This is a genomic window from Paraburkholderia xenovorans (assembly GCF_046030735.1).
Lineage (GTDB): Bacteria > Pseudomonadota > Gammaproteobacteria > Burkholderiales > Burkholderiaceae > Paraburkholderia > Paraburkholderia xenovorans_A.
This window is the reverse complement of the sequence record NZ_JAQQBV010000010.1, coordinates 39519-57447: the sequence shown is the minus strand read 5'-3', so window position 1 is coordinate 57447 and position 17929 is coordinate 39519. Positions and strand designations below refer to the sequence as shown.

The 17929-nt window shown below is 60.7% G+C and carries 16 protein-coding genes and 1 pseudogene; 6 read left to right on the top strand and 11 right to left on the bottom strand.

From position 1 onward, the window contains the following. Nucleotides 1-32: 32 nt before the first annotated feature. From PQQ51_RS11950 to PQQ51_RS11920, 7 genes are all read right to left on the bottom strand, one after another. Nucleotides 33-785 (bottom strand): peptidylprolyl isomerase, encoded by a 753-nt coding sequence (locus PQQ51_RS11950; protein WP_408496989.1) that lies wholly within the window; start codon nucleotides 783-785, stop codon nucleotides 33-35. Nucleotides 786-829: 44 nt separating this feature from the next. Next, nucleotides 830-2203: a beta-barrel domain-containing protein gene (locus PQQ51_RS11945; RefSeq protein ID WP_408496988.1), complete on the bottom strand. Its 1374-nt coding sequence runs from the start codon at nucleotides 2201-2203 to the stop codon at nucleotides 830-832. After that, nucleotides 2181-4748, bottom strand: a complete 2568-nt coding sequence (locus tag PQQ51_RS11940; RefSeq protein WP_408496987.1) for an FHA domain-containing protein — start codon at nucleotides 4746-4748, stop codon at nucleotides 2181-2183. The genes PQQ51_RS11945 and PQQ51_RS11940 overlap by 23 nt, the downstream gene beginning before the upstream one ends. Before the next feature lie 270 nt (nucleotides 4749-5018). After that, nucleotides 5019-6431 carry an efflux transporter outer membrane subunit gene (locus tag PQQ51_RS11935; protein ID WP_408497110.1) on the bottom strand — a complete coding sequence of 471 codons (1413 nt, stop codon included), beginning with the start codon at nucleotides 6429-6431 and terminating at the stop codon, nucleotides 5019-5021. 268 nt (nucleotides 6432-6699) lie between these two features. Next, the gene (locus PQQ51_RS11930) at nucleotides 6700-6987 is read right to left on the bottom strand and encodes a hypothetical protein (RefSeq protein WP_408496986.1); all 288 of its coding nucleotides are present in this window, start codon (nucleotides 6985-6987) and stop codon (nucleotides 6700-6702) included. 275 nt (nucleotides 6988-7262) lie between these two features. Beyond that, nucleotides 7263-7697 (bottom strand): DUF4399 domain-containing protein, encoded by a 435-nt coding sequence (locus tag PQQ51_RS11925; RefSeq protein ID WP_408496985.1) that lies wholly within the window; start codon nucleotides 7695-7697, stop codon nucleotides 7263-7265. A 46-nt stretch (nucleotides 7698-7743) separates the two neighbouring features. After that, nucleotides 7744-8211: a DUF4399 domain-containing protein gene (locus tag PQQ51_RS11920; protein ID WP_408496984.1), complete on the bottom strand. Its 468-nt coding sequence runs from the start codon at nucleotides 8209-8211 to the stop codon at nucleotides 7744-7746. Between the two features lie 365 nt (nucleotides 8212-8576). Between PQQ51_RS11920 and PQQ51_RS11915 the strand changes: the two are divergent. Further along, nucleotides 8577-9305, top strand: a pseudogene (locus PQQ51_RS11915) (caspase family protein); the annotation flags it as partial. Nucleotides 9306-9668: 363 nt separating this feature from the next. Continuing rightward, nucleotides 9669-10499, top strand: coding sequence for a formylglycine-generating enzyme family protein (locus PQQ51_RS11910; RefSeq protein WP_494478653.1), 831 nt, complete (start codon nucleotides 9669-9671; stop codon nucleotides 10497-10499). A gap of 22 nt (nucleotides 10500-10521) precedes the next feature. Here PQQ51_RS11910 and PQQ51_RS11905 read toward each other — a convergent pair whose 3' ends face one another. Beyond that, a complete protein-coding gene (locus PQQ51_RS11905; RefSeq protein ID WP_408496983.1) occupies nucleotides 10522-12621 on the bottom strand; it encodes a serine/threonine protein kinase in 2100 nt (699 codons plus the stop codon). Between the two features lie 415 nt (nucleotides 12622-13036). On the opposite strand from PQQ51_RS11905, the gene PQQ51_RS11900 reads away from it, so the two are divergent. The 3 genes from PQQ51_RS11900 to PQQ51_RS11890 all read left to right on the top strand — a co-directional run bounded on the left by PQQ51_RS11900 (nucleotide 13037) and on the right by PQQ51_RS11890 (nucleotide 14122). Beyond that, entirely contained in the window at nucleotides 13037-13318 is a 282-nt protein-coding gene (locus PQQ51_RS11900) for a hypothetical protein (RefSeq protein ID WP_408496982.1), read from the top strand. Nucleotides 13319-13415: 97 nt separating this feature from the next. Further along, on the top strand, nucleotides 13416-13700 hold the full coding sequence (locus PQQ51_RS11895) for a hypothetical protein (protein WP_408496981.1): 285 nt from the start codon (nucleotides 13416-13418) through the stop codon (nucleotides 13698-13700). 179 nt (nucleotides 13701-13879) lie between these two features. Next, on the top strand, nucleotides 13880-14122 hold the full coding sequence (locus PQQ51_RS11890; protein WP_408496980.1) for a hypothetical protein: 243 nt from the start codon (nucleotides 13880-13882) through the stop codon (nucleotides 14120-14122). A 59-nt stretch (nucleotides 14123-14181) separates the two neighbouring features. Here the strand turns inward: PQQ51_RS11890 and PQQ51_RS11885 are convergent, their stop codons facing one another. Beyond that, a complete protein-coding gene (locus tag PQQ51_RS11885) occupies nucleotides 14182-14316 on the bottom strand; it encodes a hypothetical protein (protein WP_408496979.1) in 135 nt (44 codons plus the stop codon). On the opposite strand from PQQ51_RS11885, the gene PQQ51_RS11880 reads away from it, so the two are divergent. Then, nucleotides 14315-14713, top strand: coding sequence for a hypothetical protein (locus tag PQQ51_RS11880; protein ID WP_408496978.1), 399 nt, complete (start codon nucleotides 14315-14317; stop codon nucleotides 14711-14713). The two genes, PQQ51_RS11885 and PQQ51_RS11880, sit on opposite strands and share 2 nt — an antisense overlap. Before the next feature lie 83 nt (nucleotides 14714-14796). Here the strand turns inward: PQQ51_RS11880 and PQQ51_RS11875 are convergent, their stop codons facing one another. Continuing rightward, nucleotides 14797-16134: a hypothetical protein gene (locus PQQ51_RS11875; protein ID WP_408496977.1), complete on the bottom strand. Its 1338-nt coding sequence runs from the start codon at nucleotides 16132-16134 to the stop codon at nucleotides 14797-14799. A 2-nt stretch (nucleotides 16135-16136) separates the two neighbouring features. Next, nucleotides 16137-17879: an ABC transporter ATP-binding protein gene (locus tag PQQ51_RS11870; protein ID WP_408496976.1), complete on the bottom strand. Its 1743-nt coding sequence runs from the start codon at nucleotides 17877-17879 to the stop codon at nucleotides 16137-16139. Between the last annotated feature and the right edge of the window lie 50 nt (nucleotides 17880-17929).

Genomic DNA, 17929 nt, shown 5'->3' with positions numbered 1-17929 from the left:
CCGGCCAACTAACGCAATAACGCGCTAGCGCATTAGCGCGCTTCGATCACATGTTCCTGCGCACGGGCGATCAACCAGCTCTCGCGCAGCAGACGCCGCACTTCGGCGGCCACGTCGGCGTCGAGCGTGGCTGGATACTTCGCGGTCACTGCGAATATCTCGAAGCACGAGCGATCCGCCGATGCAAACGGCCCGAGCAGATCGCCCACCGCGGCGTTGAAAATCTTCGCCTCGATCTCCGGTTTCAACGATCCGCGCAGCACCTTGCCGATCACGCCGCCCGCTTCGCGCGTGTCGGCAATCGAATGCTCGCGCGCCATCTCGGCGAAACTGTCGGGGTCGTCGTGCAGATACGAGATCATCTCTTTCGCCTTGCCCTCGCTGTCGAGCACGATATGACTGACCTCGATCGCGTCGAACTTCGGCGAATTCAGCGCGAAGTAATCGTTGATCGCTGAGTCGTTGCCCACCACGTCGAGCATCTTTTCCTGATACAGGCCGTCGGTAATGAAAGCCTCGAATTCGTCGAGACTGACGTCCAACGCGTCGAGGTACTGATTCATATCCGTCGCGCGATGCAAACCGCGCACACGGCGGAACTGATCCGCGCGTTGCTGGATTTCGTCGGCGCTCACCGCGACGCCCTGCTTCTTCGCTGCATGCACGGTGAGCTTGTCGCGCACGATCTGTTCGATCAGGCTCTCGAACTGCCCCGTCAGTTTCAGAAGACGAATGAACTCGCCCACATCCACGACTTCATCATCGATTCGCACTATCGCGGTCATGTCATCCGCTCCTTGTGATTGATAGGTGATCTGCGTGGCGGCGCTCAACCCGCTACCTGCCTGAATGGATCGAGACCCAGGTCGATCAAACGCCGCTCGCGCACCACGATCTCCGCGCTTGCCGTCATTCCGTAACGCAACGGGTAGCGGGTATCGGCGATCTGGTAGTAGTTCCTGTCGAGCGTGACGCGGCCTTCGTACACCGGTTGCTTGTCCTGCAACGATGGTTTGGTGGCGGGAGAAATATAGGCAAGCGTGCCGCTGATCAGGCCGTAGCGCTGATACGGAAACGCGTTGAATTTCAACTTGACCGGCAAGCCTTCATGCAGAAAAGCACGATCGTGTTCGGCGATTTCGATCTTCAGAACGGGTTTAGCGTCTTTCGGCGCGATGCCGCCGAGCGGCGCATTCGCCTGGATCTTGTCGCCGCGTTGCGTGGAGGTGACATCGGTGATCACGCCCGAGACCGGCGCAAGAATCAGCAGGAAGTTGTCCTTGTCGATGTTCTCGAAGCGGATGCGCGCCGCCGCTTCGGAGACGAGCCGCGCGCTTTGCAGTTGCAGACGTACTTTGTCTTCCGCGTCGGTGATGTCGCGCACGGCCGAGTCGTACTGAAGTTGCAGATCCGTCGTCTGCTGGCCGCTGGTTTCGAGTTGCGCATTGGCCTGCGCGTATTCGTGACTCAGGCGGAAATCCAGTTCCGCAAGCTTCGATTGCGCGACACGGTACGCGTTATCCGCTTCCAGTGCCGCGGTGCGTTTCTGTTCAACCTGCAATTCGGCGATACCGCCGCCGCCCGGCTGCGCAAAAAGTCGCGAGTAGCGGTCCAGTTCCTGGCGCGCGGCTTCGCGCGTGCGGCGCGCGTTGTCGAGCACGCTGCGCGCCTCGTCGAGTTCGGCTTTCTGCCCTTCCGCGAGCCTCGTGGTGCCTTCCGACACGCGGTTCTCGTGCTGGTGCGCCTCCACTTCCATCTGCGCTTTCAGCGCGGCGGCCTTGCGCTCCATCAGCGCCTTCTTGTCGGGAAACTGCTTCCAGTCGCGTTCGGCATCTTCGAGTTTGAGCTGTGCCTGCAGCGCATTGCTGGCTGCTTCGATCGCACCGCGTGCATTCAGCCGCGCGAGCACGTCGCCCTTTTGCACCGGCTGGCCCTCGGCGATGTACAGATCGGCAAGCTCGCCATCGATCGGCGCATAGATACGGCGCACTTCCGATTCCGGCGACAACGTGCCCTGCGCGCTGACGATCACATCGGCGCGACCGACGAACGACCACAAGAGCCCCACCACCACCAGCGCAACCATCGCCCAGATCAGCGCGCGCGCGATCCGCACCGGCTCGGCGGTCAGAATCGCGATGCCTTCGACGCTATGGTCCTCCAGCGCCTCGGACAGCGACCTAAGGTGACTGTCGCGTTTCACTCTGCCCGCCTCCGATCAATGCCAGCTTCGTCTTCAACAGCGCCGGGTCCAGCACCATGCGCAACTCGGTCAGCGAGCGGCGCTGCAGCGCCACTTCGGCGTCGATATCCGCCTGCAGACGATCGAAGTCGGCGGGATGATCCGCCTTCAGTTGCGTGTAGATGCGCATGCCCTGTTGCGCCGCACTTTGCGCATCGGAGAGCAGACGCGCCGCGCTGCGAAAGCGGCCTGAGATTCCGCTTTCGAGCCGCTCCGTGCCGCCGATCGAACCGGCCGCGCGATATTGTTTCCACAGGTTCTGCGCGCGCAGCAGCAAATCCTGCGCGCGAGCGAGCGCGGTGTCGCGCAACGCGGACACGTCTTTTTGAATCGACTGCACGAACCATGCGTCCGTCTTCGGATCGAGGCTGGCGTAAAACGACAGCAAACGCGGGTCGTAATCCTTGCCGCCGCGCGCTTTCTGCAGATCGGCAAACTGATCGAGCAACGCTTTCTTGTGCGCCTGTTCCGCGGCGAGCACATCCGACCAGGGACCGGCCGGCATCGCCTGCAAGCCGGCCAGCGCCTGCTGCGCGTCGCCGCGCAGCCATGCTGCACTGACAGCGTCGTGGCGCTCGATCACATCGTTCGACGGCAGACGGCTCGTGGCCAGTTGATGGAACTGCGCCTGAAACGGCGGCGTGCTGAAACGCACGGTCTTCAGCAATGCGAGCAGCGGACCTAGCTGCCGGCCAAGCATCGCATTCAGTACGTCGGTGTATTGCCGCCAATCTTCCCGCAGACGATCGAGGCCGGCGAGACGCGGATAGCGCTGCGCGTAGTCGTCGAATACGGCAGCCAGCGCATCGGGTTTGTCGCGTGCGAGTTCGGTGCGGATGGTGCCATTCAGGCGGTCGATCGCGGCGATGTACACCGAGTCGTCGCTTTCCAGTTTGCGCAGATGGCTCAACGCTTGCGCATACGGCTCGGCGAAAACGGGCACGTAACCGGCAATACGATCCAGCGCACGCTGATGGCTTTTCGGGTCGTCGTCCCAACGCTGCAGCAAGCCGCTAATCGTCGCTTCGTCCGTGTACAGGCGGATCGGTGCGTCGACACCACCGCGCCCCACCACGAAGCGCTCCAGATCGCCCACCCACTGCAATTCGGCGATCAGCGCGGCAGCGTCCGCATTGTTCCTGTTCGACGACTTCATCTCCTTGAGCAACGTGTCGGCCTGATCGAACTGCGCCTTTTGCAGCGCGTTGAGCCAACCGGGGATCTTCGCCTTCAGCAGCGCCTCGCTCGCGAGCGCGCTGACTTTCGCGTCGCCGGGATGGCTTGCCAGATAGCCATTCGCCGACGCGACCGCGCTGCTGTAATCGCCGCTTGTTAGCAGGCTTTTTAGTTCGCGCTCGGACGAACCGCGCAGATAGAGCGTGAATGCGAGCGCCGCCAGCACGACCCAACCCGCGCCGCCCCACCACGCAATGCGCCGCAAGCCGATGCGTTCGCTGCCCGCAAAGGCCCTGGTCAATTCTGCGGCGAGCAGGCGCCAGCGTTGCGTCGATGTTTTCGTCGATGTTTTCGGCGATGCCGCGCCGTGGGCAGCATGGTTTCCGTTTGCGCCGCCGGCGGTTGCATCGCGTTTCGTCTGCGCGGACGTGCGCTGCGCCGCCTCGTTGACTTCGTCTTCGCGTTGTAGTGCTGGATCGACGCAAAAGATATCGAGGAACGAATGGGCCGCGCCGACGAACGTGGTTTTGTCGGTATCCGCGGTGTCGTCGATCGCGGGGTTGAGAAACAATTGGGTCACGGTCGGCTCGACTTCGGCGGGTTGTTGCAGTGTCACCCTGTAGACGAAGTGGTCGCCGCCGAATGCAATCACGTCGCCGCCCGCCAACCGCAGCGCCGATTCGTCGAGCCGCTTTCCGCCGACGAATGTGCCATTGGTGCTGCCCAGATCTTCGACGTAAAGCTCGCCGCCCTTCAGAAAGATATGCGCGTGCCGCCGCGAAATGTAATTGACCTGATGCGGATAGAGGTGCTTGTAGCGCGAGAAAATCTCATCGGTCTTGCTGACGAGAAATGGAAACGCGAGCACCTCGATCGGCTGTAACCCGAGGTCGGCGCGTTGCGGCGCGAGCAGCAACGCCGGCGCGGGCACGGCGGTCACCGCCGCGACGATCCGCGCGCGCGGCTCGATGCTCACGCGATAGCACAGCTCGCCGCCGAAGCACAACTCGTCGCCGGCTCGCACGCGCGCGGGCGTTTTGCGCACTGCCACACCGTTCACCGTCGTGCCGTTCTTGCTGTCGAGATCGGCGACATAAACCGCGCCATGCTCGGTAAAAATCCGTGCATGCCGACGCGACAGACGCGTGATTCGCTCAGCCGGGTAATCGGTAAACGGCACTTCGCTGCGCCCGATCGCAAACAGGTTGTCGACGATCCGGATCGCGTCGAGCGCTTCGTGCTGCACGGATGCGACCGGCGACAGCACCACGTCGAACGCGGGGCCAACTGTCGTGCGTATCTCCGCAATCGGAACTTCGCCGGTGGTCATTTTTTCTGGATCACTAATCGTTTACCCGCTGCGGCGAGAACGCAACGAAGAGAGGAAGAACGACCGCGAATCGACGAGTTTTTAACCGAATGATGCAGACGTCGGTCCCTTACAGATTTTAAGTCACACATCGCGAGTGTCAATTTCCCGTTACCGTTAATGAAGCCGATCAGCACCTCAGATGCAGGCAAAATACGCCACGCCGCACCTCACGTGGCGGATTAGCTCAGTGCTCCTTCAGTGCTCCTTCAGTGCTCCGTCCGTGCGCCCTCAGTGCGTCTTTACCTCGGCCTGCACATCGACACTCGGCCAGCCGCCGCCCAGTGCCTTGTAAAGCAGCACTGTGTCGGACAGGATCAACTGGTGATTGGACAGCAAGTCCTGCTGCGCCTCCAGCAACGTGCGTTCGGTTTCGAACACCTCGAGCTGCGATATCACGCCGAGCCGAAGCTGCGATTCGATCTGATCGGCGACGATCTGCAAGCGCGCCACCTGTTGCTCCAGCTCGACGCGCTGGGCCTTGTGCGAATTCAGATTGACCAGTGCGTTTTCCACCTCCTCGAATGCGCCCATTACCGCCACGCGGTACTGCTGTTCGGCGACGCCCGATTGCGCTTGCGTGACCTTCACATGCGCCCGCACACCGGGATCGAGCAGCGGGATATTGATGCTGGGCATAAAGCCATACGTGAACGATTTCAGAAGATCGGTCAGCGCAAAACTGGCCGTGCCCCCATGACCGGTGAGGCTAATGCTCGGCAATTGCGCGAGCTTGGCCTGGCCCACCAGATCGTAGGCCTCCAGCACTCTGAATTCGGCCGCCACCACGTCGGGACGTCGCGCCAGCAATTGCGCGGGCAGGCCGTCCGGAACCGCCGGCAGCTGCACGCGTTGCTGCAAATGCCCTTTCGGCAACTGGAATTCGCCGGCCGGCACGCCGAGCAGCGTGCACAGCGCGTTATTCGCAATGTCGCGCGAGCGGCGCAGTTCAAGCAGTTGATTGGTCAGGCGGTTGATCTCGGCCTGCTGGCGTAGCACCTGGGTTTGTGGCACGAGGCCGTTGCGGCGTTGGCCGTCGTAGATCGCGAGAATCTGCTTATTCGTGACCAGCGTTTTTTGTTGCTGCTCGATCTGGTCGTCGAATTGCAGGATCTGGAAATAAGTACTCGACACATTCGAGACCAGTTCCAGATAGCCCGCGCGCCAATCGGCTTCGCTCGCGTGGTACTCGGCCTTTTGCGCCTGTACGCCCTTCTCCACCTTGCCCCAGATATCGATGTCCCAGTTCACCTGGGTCGCGAGGTTGTACTGTTTCGCGAAAGTCTGATGAGTGGTCTTTTCGAAATCGGCGCCGGCGCCGAGGTCCATGGTCGGCAACGCGCCGGCTTTCGCTTCGCCGATTTGCGTGCCGGCGACGTCGATGCGCGCAGCCAGCACCTTGATGTCGAAATTGCCGGCAATCGCCTTCGCGATCAGCGTGTCCAGATACGGGTCGTGGAAACCCTTCCACCAGTCCGGCTCGATGGTCGCGCTCGCCGACACCGGCGAGCCTTTCTGATCCGACCATGAAGTCTTTGCCGGTGTATCCGGGCGCTTGTAGTCGGGCATGCCGACGTCGATACACGCGCTGAGCAGCGCGGCACACGCAATGGCGGCACCCAGTCCTTGCAGCGTCGACTTCATCCGGCCGACACTGGTCGGCCCACGATGGAGACGGGGAAGCTGCCGCAGTTGCGACAGGTGCGAAGAATCGAACGACGCTGACACGATTGTCTCCGATGACGCCGGCCGCATTGCACGAGAAGAACGCGCGCTGCAAGAAGCCGGCGCAGGAAATAGGTGCGGGGATGCGGGAGTCGTGTGGAAAGAACGATTGGCTGCGAATGCTTTTTGACGGTGCGTATAACAAAACCCGCGGAGGCGACGGCGCCTCCGCGGCGACCTGTGCCGATCAGGACACGGTGATGTTGTTGCTGGCGCTCACGTGCGGGTTGATCGACGTATCGATGCCGGAAACGAAAGCAGCGTTGTTGCCGTTCGCGTTCTGGATGTTCATCGTGGTGTTGATCAGTTGCGTCGCGTCGACGGTCTTGCTGTTGTTCGGCGCGTACACCGGCGTAAAGCTGAAATACGACGGCGAAGACGGATAGCAGTAGCCCGTACCGCCGCGCACTGCACTCATGGCCTTGCTGTCGAGTTGTTCGGCGAGGGACAGGTCTTTGATCATCAGCGTGTTCATGGCAAATCTCCTGGAAGGGGTAACAGCACAGTGTTTCGGTTGGGTTCGAGCATCTTGTCTGCTCGAGTGTCACTAATGCATGGGCTGTGCCAGTTGTGCTTTCCGATCCTCGTCAACTCGCCAGAAGGCTACAGATAAAGGGCTTGAGAGAAGAAGTACTATTGGATTGCGCGCGACTGGCTCGACACAGCGAACCGAAGATGATCGCTAGTAGCCAACAACTCCCATTTCAGTGTTGGCCGCGACAAGACAGTGCCTTTCCAGCGCCCCGCTTTTCACCGCGCGATGACGGTGATCTTCTTCGAGTACACCGGCGGATTGTGCGGAACGTGCATGTCGTCGCCCATCAGCAACTGCAACGTGTGCTTGCCGGGCGGCAATTGAATCGTGGTCTCCGTTTCTCCCGCACCAAAATGCAGATGATTGCGATCGGACGGAATCTCCTGATCCATCGGCGGCAGATCCGTATCGATCAGCAGATGGTGGTGCCCCGTGTTCGGATACTTCACGCCCTTCGGCGCCACGCCCATGTAGCGCAGCCCGAACCACACGCGAAACGGTTTGTTGGCGGCGATCACCTGGCCGTCGTTCGGATAGCCGATATAGGCATAGGCGCCGGCCGGCGCCGGCGTCGTGCCTGCGAGGACCACGGCCGGCGATGCGAGCGCCGCCGAAGTCACCAGCACCGTGGCCGCGATGAGCTTGTACATGATGGTCTCTCTATCGTGACGAAACCGTAGTGAAAAACCGCCTGCGCTAGTTTTTCAGCACGGTGATCGTGATCTTCTTCGAATACACCGGCGGCGAGTGCGGCACGTGGTTGTGGTCGCCGAGCAGCAGTTGCAACGTGTGTTTACCCGGCGGCAATTCGATGCGCGCATCGGTTTCGCCCGCACCGAAATGCAGATGGTTGCGATCCGACGGAATCTCCTGATCGAGCGGCGGCAGATCGGTGTCGATCAGCAAATGGTGATGGCCGCTGTTGGGAAACACGACACCCTTCGGACACACGCCCATATTGCGCAGTCCCATCCGCACCCACAGCTTGCCGCCGTGAATCACCGCGCCGTCCGACGGCCAGATGATGTACTCCTCGGCGCCCGGCGGCGAAGTGGTCGGCGCGGCGAATGCGGAACTGTGCGGCTGCGTGAGGGCGAACAGAATGACCAGCGCGCCTACGCCCTGTCGTATGAAGGAAGCGCCAGGTGTACGGATTCTTCGCATTGCGCACTCCCTCGAAGAGTGGACATGGCCGCGTCGGCCGCGCAACGAGACGCTGCGCGCTCCGGCAGGATTCGCGGCGACGCGCCAGATGCGGTGGCCGCTCTGTTAAGACGGCCGTGCTGCGTCACTTTGTGAATCAGCTTAGGTCGTAACTTGCCAAAAAGATACGCGACACTCGTTAACCGTATAACGCATTGCGATACGCGGACCATTGTGATGCGTAAAGCGCGTGCTATCGTTGTTCATCGGTTATCGAAGAAAGTGCCCCACAGGGTCGTTATTTCGCGTGCTACGCCCAAACGATCACCAGGGACGTCGCGGTCTTCGAATACCTATGTTCTGTCCGGAACAAACAGGATGTGAATATGTGGCGAATCTTCCTGCTGATATGTATGGCCGGCGCCATACAGGCGCATTGCGGCGAAGTTCAAGCCGCAACGCAGCGCGACGGCGAACCGCACGCGTCGCAAGCTCGCCGTGTCGCGCTGGTGATCGGCAACGGCGCATACGGTGCGGCACACGATCCGCTCGCCGGCAACGCGGTACGCGACGCCGAGGCGATGCGCGACACGCTTCGCGCGCGGGGTTTCGACGTGATCCTGCGCACCGATGCAAGCGGCCCGCAAATGCGCGAGGCAATCGACGATTTCCGCCGACGTCTGCAAGCAGGCGGCGTCGGTCTCTTCTATTTCGCGGGGCACGGCATGCAGCTTGGCAACGAAACGCTACTCGTCCCTGCTGGGCTCGATGAGCGCACACCGGCGCAACTGGTCGGTGCGAATATCGAACTGCGAACCGTCTTGCAAGCGATGCGTGTGCCGCGAGCGGATCAGCTCAACCTTGTGATTCTCGACACATGCCTGAACAATCCGTTCTCGGGCGACGCGCCAATGAGCGATGTTGCGCTGCCGGACAATACGTTGATCGCATACGCTACCGCTCCCGGCGGATTCGCAGCGGATGGCGCGCATCATGGTGTTTTTACGCAGGCGCTGCTACACGCGCTCGATAACGCAACGGCACAGAATCTGTCGACTCTTTTCAGCCGCATTGCAGCGAAGGTACGTGCGACGACAGGAGGCGAGCAGACACCGTGGATCGTCTTCACACAAGGCTTCTCAACGGTACTGGCAACATCGGTCCTGACCGCTCAAACCTCTTCCCGATTTGCCTCTATCGCATCCGATGAGCCTGTTATTGCACTGCACAGTAGAGGCATTCTGCCGAAAGACAGCAGCGAGCAATACGAACTGACCTTCTGGGATTCGATCAAGGACAGCAACTACGCGAGCGATTACGAGGCCTATTTGAAGGCCTATCCGAACGGTCGCTTCGCCACGCTCGCTCATGCGCGTATCGAACGCTTGCATGCGGCGGCTTCATCGTCGACGCCAACGGCGAATCCACCGCTTCCGCCCAATGCACCGGCATCGCAGTCCGCAAAACCTGCCGCCACGGTGAGCGCCGCGCCAGCCGAACGTCCACGCGCGACGGCCACATCTGCGCCGGCAGCACCGCCCGCTCCCGCGACACCCGCCGTCGCACAGAAACCCGCGTCTCATGCGCCGGGTGCTTCAGAAAGCCGCGACTGCGCCACCTGCCCATTGATGATCGCTTTACCCGCAGGCTCGTTTTCAATGGGCAACGCCAACGACGATCCTTCAGAGAAACCCGTCCATCACGTGAGCATCGGCGCGCCGTTTGCGATCGGCAAATACGAAGTAACGGTCGAACAATGGAATGCCTGCGTCGCCGCGAACGCGTGTCAGAAGCTGACGCCCGAGAGCAATACAAACAAAGCGGCGCCCGCGCGCGACATCAGTTGGGACGATGCGCAAACCTACGTGAAGTGGCTGAGCAAAACGACCGGCAAATCGTATCGACTCCCCACCGAGGCCGAATGGGAATACGCGGACCGCGGCGGCACCACCACGCAGTACTGGTGGGGCGATCAGATGCGCAAAGGCAACGCGAATTGCAAGGACTGCGGCGACCCGTGGCACAAGGAAGGACCAGAAGCCGTCGGTTCCTTCGCGCCGAATCCGTTCGGTCTGTACGACATGAACGGCAGCGTGTGGGAATGGGTCGGCGATTGCTGGCACAACTCCTACCAGGGCGCGCCCGCCGACGGTCACGCATGGGACAGCCCCGGTTGCGACATGCGCGTGATTCGCGGCGGCTCATGGCGTGAAGGCGGCAGCTATATGCTCAGCGCGACGCGCTTCAAATACAGCGCAGGCGTGCGGCAGTCGCAAGATGGCTTTCGGGTCGTGAAGGATCTGAAGTAATCCCCGGCCTTCGACGCATAACTCACTGCGTGCGCGACCTCGTCGTAATCGGCGCAAAATCCGCGACGATGCGGTCCTGCCCGTACTTCGCGGCCATCTGTGCAAGCCGGGTATCGAGCGCACGCAGATAGTCGGCGCGCGATTCGCTTTCCGGGCGCGGCTTGTCGAAAAGCGGTGCTGGCGTAATCAGCAGCGCGACCATCTCCGACCCGAACGGCTTCGAGATGATCCAGTCGCCCGCGCCGCCGATGGTCGCGGTGTAGCGCGGCGGCGCCTGATTGTCCTTCGCGCGCGGACCCGGCACCATGTGCACGACGTTGCCGTCGAGCTGGTAGTAGTCGAGGTTCACGTACGAGTCGTAAGCGGGCGTCGTCACGTCGACGACCAGCGGGTCGCCTTCGTTCAACTGGCCGCTGGGCGGCCGCACGTGCAGCGCCGCAATGTGGCCGGCCTGCAGATTGCGCGTCCAGTAGGGCGCAAGTGCATTCACGGTGTCGCATTTGTCGTCGGCAAGCGGTTCGACCTCTAACGCCAGCGTATCGACGCCCGGCAACGCCGCCAACATGTCCTTCAGATGCGCGACGCCATAGCGTTGCGAAACGTAGCCGCGTACCGTCAGCGAATGATCCTGGACCGAAGCGGCCAACGCCGAACACGGCACTTGCGCGAGCGCCGGAGCGACGGTTGCCAGCGTTAACGCAGGTTTCGGCGCGGATGGTGTGTCGGGCGCAGAATCTGTCGTTGCGATTGAAGTTACCGGCAACGCAGAAGACCCGGAAGCCTCCCGATCCACCACATCCGTCGCCGCAGTCGCAGCCGCAGCCAGCCGCGCATCGTTCTGACGATCCGGCGTCGCACGAAACGCGAACACGCCCACCGCCGCCGCGCACACCGCCGCGAGGCCGCCGAGCCCCACCTTCGCGAGCGTCCCCGACTTCTCGGCGCGCGCTTCGTTGTCGAACTCGGCGATGAAGCGCACCACGCTCGGCATGCGCGTAGTGCGATCGAACGACAGCGCTGCGCGCAGGGCACGCCATTGTTTCGCGTCGAGATTCGGTGGCCGCTGCGGTTTGAAATCCGCGTTGCGCGCCTGAGTCGCCGACAAGCGGTCGAACGGATGATGCCCCGTCAACAGCTCGTACGTGATGCAGCCGAGCGCGTAGATATCGTCGCGCGGGTCCGGCTCGCGATGCTCGATCATCTCCGGACTGGCGTACGCCGGCGTCAACGCACCGAGGCTGCCGGGATCGAAAACCGTCGCGTCGCTCTCCTCCTCCGGCCGCTGAAACACGCGGGCGATGCCGAAATCGATCACCTTCACTTCGGCGTTGATCGTCAGAAACACGTTGGCGGGCTTGAAATCGCAGTGCACGAAGCCGCGCTCGTGCGCATACGCGAGCGCGCCGCACATGCCACGCACGATCGGCAGCGCCGCACGCACCGGCATGCCCTGGTAACCGGGCGTGCGCAGCAACTGGCTAAGCGGCTTGCCGCTCAGGTATTCCATCGTCAGGTAGACGATCGGCCCATCGCGATCGAAGTCGTACACCGTGATGATGTTGCGATGCGCGAGCACTTGCGCCTTGCGCGCCTCGCGTTGCAGCGCAACCAGCGAATTGGGGTTGCCGCGGAACTGGACGTTGAGCACCTTGATCGCGAGATACGGCTTGCGATCCGATGCCTCGAGCTTGCGCAGATCGAGCGCTTTGTAGACCGTGCCCATTCCGCCGACGCCGAGACACTCTTCGAGCACGAAGCGATTGTTCAGCGTATCGCCGGTGCCTTTGATCTGATCGTGACCCGGCACGCCCGCTGCGCTCGACGAATTCGACGCACCCGCACCCGCAGCGCGCGCGGGCGGAAGCTCGACGGTCGTCTGCATGCCGGTTTCCTCTCCGCCCGCCGCCACGTTCGACACACGCAACTGCTCGATGCGCCGCCGTACTTCGACATAGAGATCGTCGGGAAGCGGCGCTTTGCGTTGTGCGCTGCCGAGCATTTCCAGCAGCTGCGCGGGACCGAAGCCGTCGGTCGTCAACGTGCTGTCGAGCTGAGCGAGGAACGCGTCGCGAGACAGCTCGCCGCTCTGATAGTCGCGAATCACATGCGCAAGGCTAGCCATATGTGCGAAGCGCCGCCGCTGCCGTCGAGGCGGATCGCGTGCGACCGCAGCCTGTCGAGTTGAGTGAAAACCTGTCGTAACCAGTTACATGTGCCACATCGATACTAGCTCCCGACCCGCTCTTTCGCAAACCAGGATTGCCCCGTTGCAAGCGCACGGCTTTAATGTCGTGCGATATCCAACAGCGCGCGGCGGTTTGTCGGTTCAGCGCCACCACCACCCGCTTGTCTTTGCGATGCGTCACGTCCGTATCGATGCAGGACCATGCCGCGAAATCCCCGTGCATCAAGCCTCTCGAAACTTTCTTAGGACACTGGAATAAAACTGGCACAGCCCATGCATTAGTGACACTCGAGCAGACAAGTTGCTCGAACCCAACCGAAACGCTGTGATCCTTTCCTCCAGGAGATTCACCATGAACACGCTGATGATCAAAGACCTGTCCCGCGCCGAACAACTCGACAGCAAAGCCATGAGTGCCGTGCGCGGCGGGACCGGATTCGGCTACCCCAGCTCGGCGTACTACAACTTCAGCCCGGTCGTCGCTCCGGACAACAGCAAGAAGGTCGACGCCACGCAACTCATCAACAACGAACTGAATCTGCAGAGCGCGAACGGCAACAACGTCGCGTTCGCGAGCTGCATCAACACGTCGGTGGTGCCCTGCATCTCCACGAGCAACAACATCCACGTGTAAAGCCGGCACGCGTGAGGCGCACGATCTCACGGGATCACCCGCCTCACGACGCCACGGGCGCTTACGTCCGTCTTCCACGCAATTTTGGAGAATCACCATGTCATCCCTCATGATTCGAGATCTGTCCGGCGCCCGCGAGCTCGACCGCCGCGCGATGTCGGCCGTGTCAGGCGGCACCGGCGGCAGCGTGCCCGGACTGCCCTCGCTGCCGGGCCTCAGCGGCATCGCCAATGTCAACGTGTCGGTGAACCAGAACCTCACGCAGATGCAATACGTGAACGTTGCCGCACTCAACAACGTCGGTGTGATCGGCTCGGACTTCACGCCGTTGCACCTGAACGTCAGCCCGTCGCTGTGGGGCGGGAACTACGCCGCCGTGTAACGACGCGCGGCAGCGAAGGTTCGGGGCCTTCGTACCGCCGCTCACGAATCCGACGGACACGTTGTAAAGCCATTTCCTATACTGATAGTGCGAGGAGACCTCAGCACACCCCACGATCCAACCGAAACGGCGGCCGGACTATCGCACCGGCCGCCGCTTCGCTTTTTTCCGGAGCCGTCATGGCAAAGCTCGTGATTCAGGATCTCAGCGACAGCGTCGAACTCGACCACCAGGCGATGGCCGCCATTGTCGGCGGAGCGCGAATCGGGGCGCGTACGAGCACCGCGTTGCAGCCTTTAGCAGGAGCGCCACGTGTGGTCGAGTATCCGCCGGGATTTCCCGCTGCGCACGAGGCGATTGCCGAGGTCGCGGCGCCGCTCGGTACTGCAACGCGTGGCCGTCTGCTAAAGCGGGAAAAATAACTTCATCTATCCAGCCGCATTTAACGCACCTATTCGTAGGACGCGCGAGATGCCGGCAATTAAAAACCTATGGCCGTTACAGCGGCGTTGAACGACGCCTCTTCAGCCACCGCTTCATCGAGCCCGACGAAGCGGTTGAAATCCTCGAATGACGTCATGCGATCGGCCACCGCATCGGTCGACCCTTCGCGCATGAAGATCTCCATCATCTTTCGGCACGGCCTGGTCCTCCAGATGCTCAGAAATCTTGACCTGGGCATTCTGATTTCTTACTATAAGCGTCGGCGCTTGCACCCGTCGTCCGAACCCGTTTCACCTCAAGCGCGTCATAAGAAGCCACAATTAAATAACGAGGTTTTCCGGGGTTCCGGCATGACAATGGATGATGACATCGCTCACGTTTCGCGCGTGATGGCGCCGTCGCTACGCGCGTTCCGCGGTGAACCTGTATTGCCGCCAGCCTATTGGCGAAAACGACTACAACGCATACAGGACGAATTTCCCCTCACCGAAATGCAGACTTTCCAGATCAGGCATTTGCTTGGCGAGCTGGATCGTTTCGAGGCGGAAAATTGTGGCGGAAGAATCTAGTTCGATGTGTGAGGGCTAATGAAGGCTAATGAGGGTTGGCCGCGGACCAACGCGTGCGGCGCTCCCCTCGTCAATCCGCTACGTTAGCTCACTGTGCCACGCACGCCTCGCCACTTCGAAAGACGCATTTTCAATGAATCGAGTTTGCCGCCGATAAGCGTTTGCGTCGGCCCCTGAGTCAACGAGCCATCCCGCTTCATCCCGAACCATTGTCTGACGAACTCCGGCTGGAATTCGACACGTTGTTCAACATGTGCTTTTTTGACCTGCACGTTCAGCGCCAGCAAAACATCGCGCCAGAATTCGGCATTTCTGAATTCGAACATCACTGGAATATATCGACGGATCGGCTGGCCGGTCGATATCCAGTGAACCGGTTTGCCGAACGCCTCGGCCTCGTGTCCCGTAGATGATGAAAACGTGACGAATGCGGAGACATTGTCCGAGCACATCAACTCATAAGCGTTGATATTCGTCAGCCGTGCGCCCGGCAATGTCAGCAGCGCCTTGACGACGGGACTATCCGGTTCGATCGGGTGCGCTTTGATCAGGAAGTTCTTCGTCCCGTACGATTCGAGGATCGTTGAAACCTTGTCCATATGAGGACGGATGTCGAAGAAATTGCCATCTTGGGTGATCACGGACGAGTCCCGTCTCGTTTGCGCCATGAACACGACAGTGTTCTCAGGCAGTTGCCGCGCCGCTGTACTGGATTTGATCGACCGGCACTGTTGAGCCACGTCGTTGCGCTCGATCTGGAATCGCCGGATCGCGTCGCGAACCGGTTTCGAGTTCGAACTGAACGTCAACGGCAGGTCGTCCATAAAACGCTCGAAATGCATTCGAACATCGATATGAGCGACAGCATGCCTTTCGATGATATGCCGCAGCATCGGAGAAGACTCGAACGAGATCACGACTGCGCCGCTAAAGGCCTCTTTGAGCAACGCCGATACCTGATCCGTCAAATCGGCGAATTCGGTCAGGCTGGAAGCATGGTACGTTTTCGCCCATGCATCCGCGGAAGGCTCGAGGCCGAACGTCGCATATAACTTCGAAACCAACGATCTGTAGTCAACGCCGTCCGGATCAGGAAACGTCTGCACCGGCAGATCGGTCGCCGCTTCAATCGCGGGCAAAAGCAAATCAAGCATTCGTTTCAGATTGATGCTCTGATTGAATTCGATGTGCTCTCCTGTCCGCATGAAGTCGCAAGTCATCACAATCCGCGATGCCGTGCGTGCAGACTCGACTGTTGTTCCCACCAGATCGTCGGTAACGTGTTGCATGCCGTCCCGCGTGACATCGATCACCTCCCGCTCCGTTTCCGCCGCGCTTTCATGCCGAACCATTTCCCCCGTGGCAGCGCAACCGCCCGTTTCCTTGACTTGTGCAAACAGCTGTCTTACTGGGTTTTTCATTTTTATAGAACCCCGGATTGAATTTCAACCAGTTGGGCCGACACGGACTGATCTATCTCGCGATATCCGCCCACGAACTTGATCCGTCCGTCATCCAGCTCGAAAATTTTCGTGCACCCAGCAAGCGTACTGACCCGATGCGCGATCGCGATGATCGTGATATCCGGATCGAGACTCTCGATTCCCTTGATGACGGCTTCTTCCGTCTCGCTATCGAGCGCGCTCGTCGCCTCGTCGAGAACAATGACGCTTGCTTTCTTGTAAAGCGCCCGTGCGATCCCCAGACGCTGACGTTGTCCGCCCGACAGCCGGATGCCGCGTTCGCCGACGGGCGTGTCATAAGCCTGCGGCCAACTTTCGATGAGATCGGCTATCTGCGCCAATCTGGCCGCGCGGCGCACTTCGTCGACGTCGATCTCTTTTCTCGGAATACCAAACGCGATGTTCTCCATCACGGATTGATCGGACAGATAGATGTCTTGCGGCACATGCGCCATGTTGGCGCGCCATTGATGTTGATTCGCATCGCACACCTCTACGCCGTCGACCTGGATGACCCCATGGGTAGGCTCGAGCAAGCCCATCAAAATATCCATCAACGTCGACTTGCCGCTTCCCGTCTTGCCGATGAATCCGATCCGTGCGCCCTTTCTGATCTCGAGACTGATATTGGACAGCACGCTCGGCGCGTCATCCGCGTATTTGAATCCGACATCGCGAAACACGATGCTTTTCGCGAAAGGCAACGGCGTTACGTTAGCGCGCGGCACTGCGCCTTCGTGTTTTTCGCTGAGAAAAGCCAGCGTTTCACGTGAGCTGACAGCAGCGGACTGCATCGCCGAAAGCGAGTAATAAGCCTGATGCAGCACCGGCAGAAGACGTTGCGCGCCGAGTGCCAATGCGCCGAGCGTCGGCACTACCGCGGCGATACCGCCGTGCCCTTTCGCCAGCACGAGAGCAAGCAGCGCGATCAGCGCCATTCCCAACGACTCCATACCGAAACGCGGACTCTGCGAAATGAACGCGTACCGTCCCTGAGCGTCACGCAGTTTTCTATCGGCCTGGCGATAGGAATCCACATACGCGTCGTGCGTGCCATCCAGGATGACGTCGCGGATTCCGCCGAGTCCTTCCTGCACCGCCTTCACAACTAACGATTTCTGCGCCGAGATTTCCCGCCCGCATTTTTTCAGCTGATTCTTCGACGCAATGAACACCAGCACATAGAGCAGTCCGAATCCGGTCACCGAAAGTAACGTTGCCAGCGGACTGACGTAGAACATCGCCAGCGAAATCAGAACCGCCATGAACAGTGCGCTCATGAGTATCAGCGACGGCATCAGAATGCCGTCGATCACAAGACCGGTCTTGTAGGACACGGTATTGATGAATTCACTGCTTTTCGACGCAATATGCCGCGAATACGGCAGTCCCAGAATGCGGTCGTAAACGGCGACGCTCAGGTCCGAGCCGAGAGAGAAAGCAAAGCGGTTGCTCGCGCGCAGCAGAAGCACACGCATCGCGCCGGCAAACACCGCGGCCACCGCAAAGAGCACAGCGAGCGGAGCAAGCAGATCGTGAGCGGACGTCATGCCGAATGTGCTGGCGGTGGCGCGCACGAACGCGTATCGCATGATCCTCTCCGGGTCCGTGAGCAACGCGAGGAAGGGGAAGATTGCCCCGACGCTCAGCACCTCGGAACACGACACCAGGATCATCAGGCCGAGCAGTGCCAGTAGCTGCATGCGATGGCTTCTGCTGAGGCAGCGCCATAACATCACATAGATTTCGCGGT

What these genes read in the sequence shown, in the direction of transcription:
- PQQ51_RS11950 (WP_408496989.1), bottom strand. Translation starts at nt 785, where the DNA reads ATGACCGCGATAGTGCGAATCGATGATGAAGTCGTGGATGTGGGCGAG.
- PQQ51_RS11940 (WP_408496987.1), bottom strand. Translation starts at nt 4,748, where the DNA reads ATGACCACCGGCGAAGTTCCGATTGCGGAGATACGCACGACAGTTGGC.
- PQQ51_RS11935 (WP_408497110.1), bottom strand. Translation starts at nt 6,431, where the DNA reads ATGAAGTCGACGCTGCAAGGACTGGGTGCCGCCATTGCGTGTGCCGCG.
- PQQ51_RS11930 (WP_408496986.1), bottom strand. Translation starts at nt 6,987, where the DNA reads ATGAACACGCTGATGATCAAAGACCTGTCCCTCGCCGAACAACTCGAC.
- PQQ51_RS11925 (WP_408496985.1), bottom strand. Translation starts at nt 7,697, where the DNA reads ATGTACAAGCTCATCGCGGCCACGGTGCTGGTGACTTCGGCGGCGCTC.
- PQQ51_RS11920 (WP_408496984.1), bottom strand. Translation starts at nt 8,211, where the DNA reads ATGCGAAGAATCCGTACACCTGGCGCTTCCTTCATACGACAGGGCGTA.
- PQQ51_RS11905 (WP_408496983.1), bottom strand. Translation starts at nt 12,621, where the DNA reads ATGGCTAGCCTTGCGCATGTGATTCGCGACTATCAGAGCGGCGAGCTG.
- PQQ51_RS11900 (WP_408496982.1), top strand. Translation starts at nt 13,037, where the DNA reads ATGAACACGCTGATGATCAAAGACCTGTCCCGCGCCGAACAACTCGAC.
- PQQ51_RS11895 (WP_408496981.1), top strand. Translation starts at nt 13,416, where the DNA reads ATGTCATCCCTCATGATTCGAGATCTGTCCGGCGCCCGCGAGCTCGAC.
- PQQ51_RS11890 (WP_408496980.1), top strand. Translation starts at nt 13,880, where the DNA reads ATGGCAAAGCTCGTGATTCAGGATCTCAGCGACAGCGTCGAACTCGAC.
- PQQ51_RS11880 (WP_408496978.1), top strand. Translation starts at nt 14,315, where the DNA reads ATGAAGATCTCCATCATCTTTCGGCACGGCCTGGTCCTCCAGATGCTC.
- PQQ51_RS11885 (WP_408496979.1), bottom strand. Translation starts at nt 14,316, where the DNA reads ATGCGCGAAGGGTCGACCGATGCGGTGGCCGATCGCATGACGTCATTC.
- PQQ51_RS11875 (WP_408496977.1), bottom strand. Translation starts at nt 16,134, where the DNA reads ATGAAAAACCCAGTAAGACAGCTGTTTGCACAAGTCAAGGAAACGGGC.
- PQQ51_RS11870 (WP_408496976.1), bottom strand. Translation starts at nt 17,879, where the DNA reads ATGCAGCTACTGGCACTGCTCGGCCTGATGATCCTGGTGTCGTGTTCC.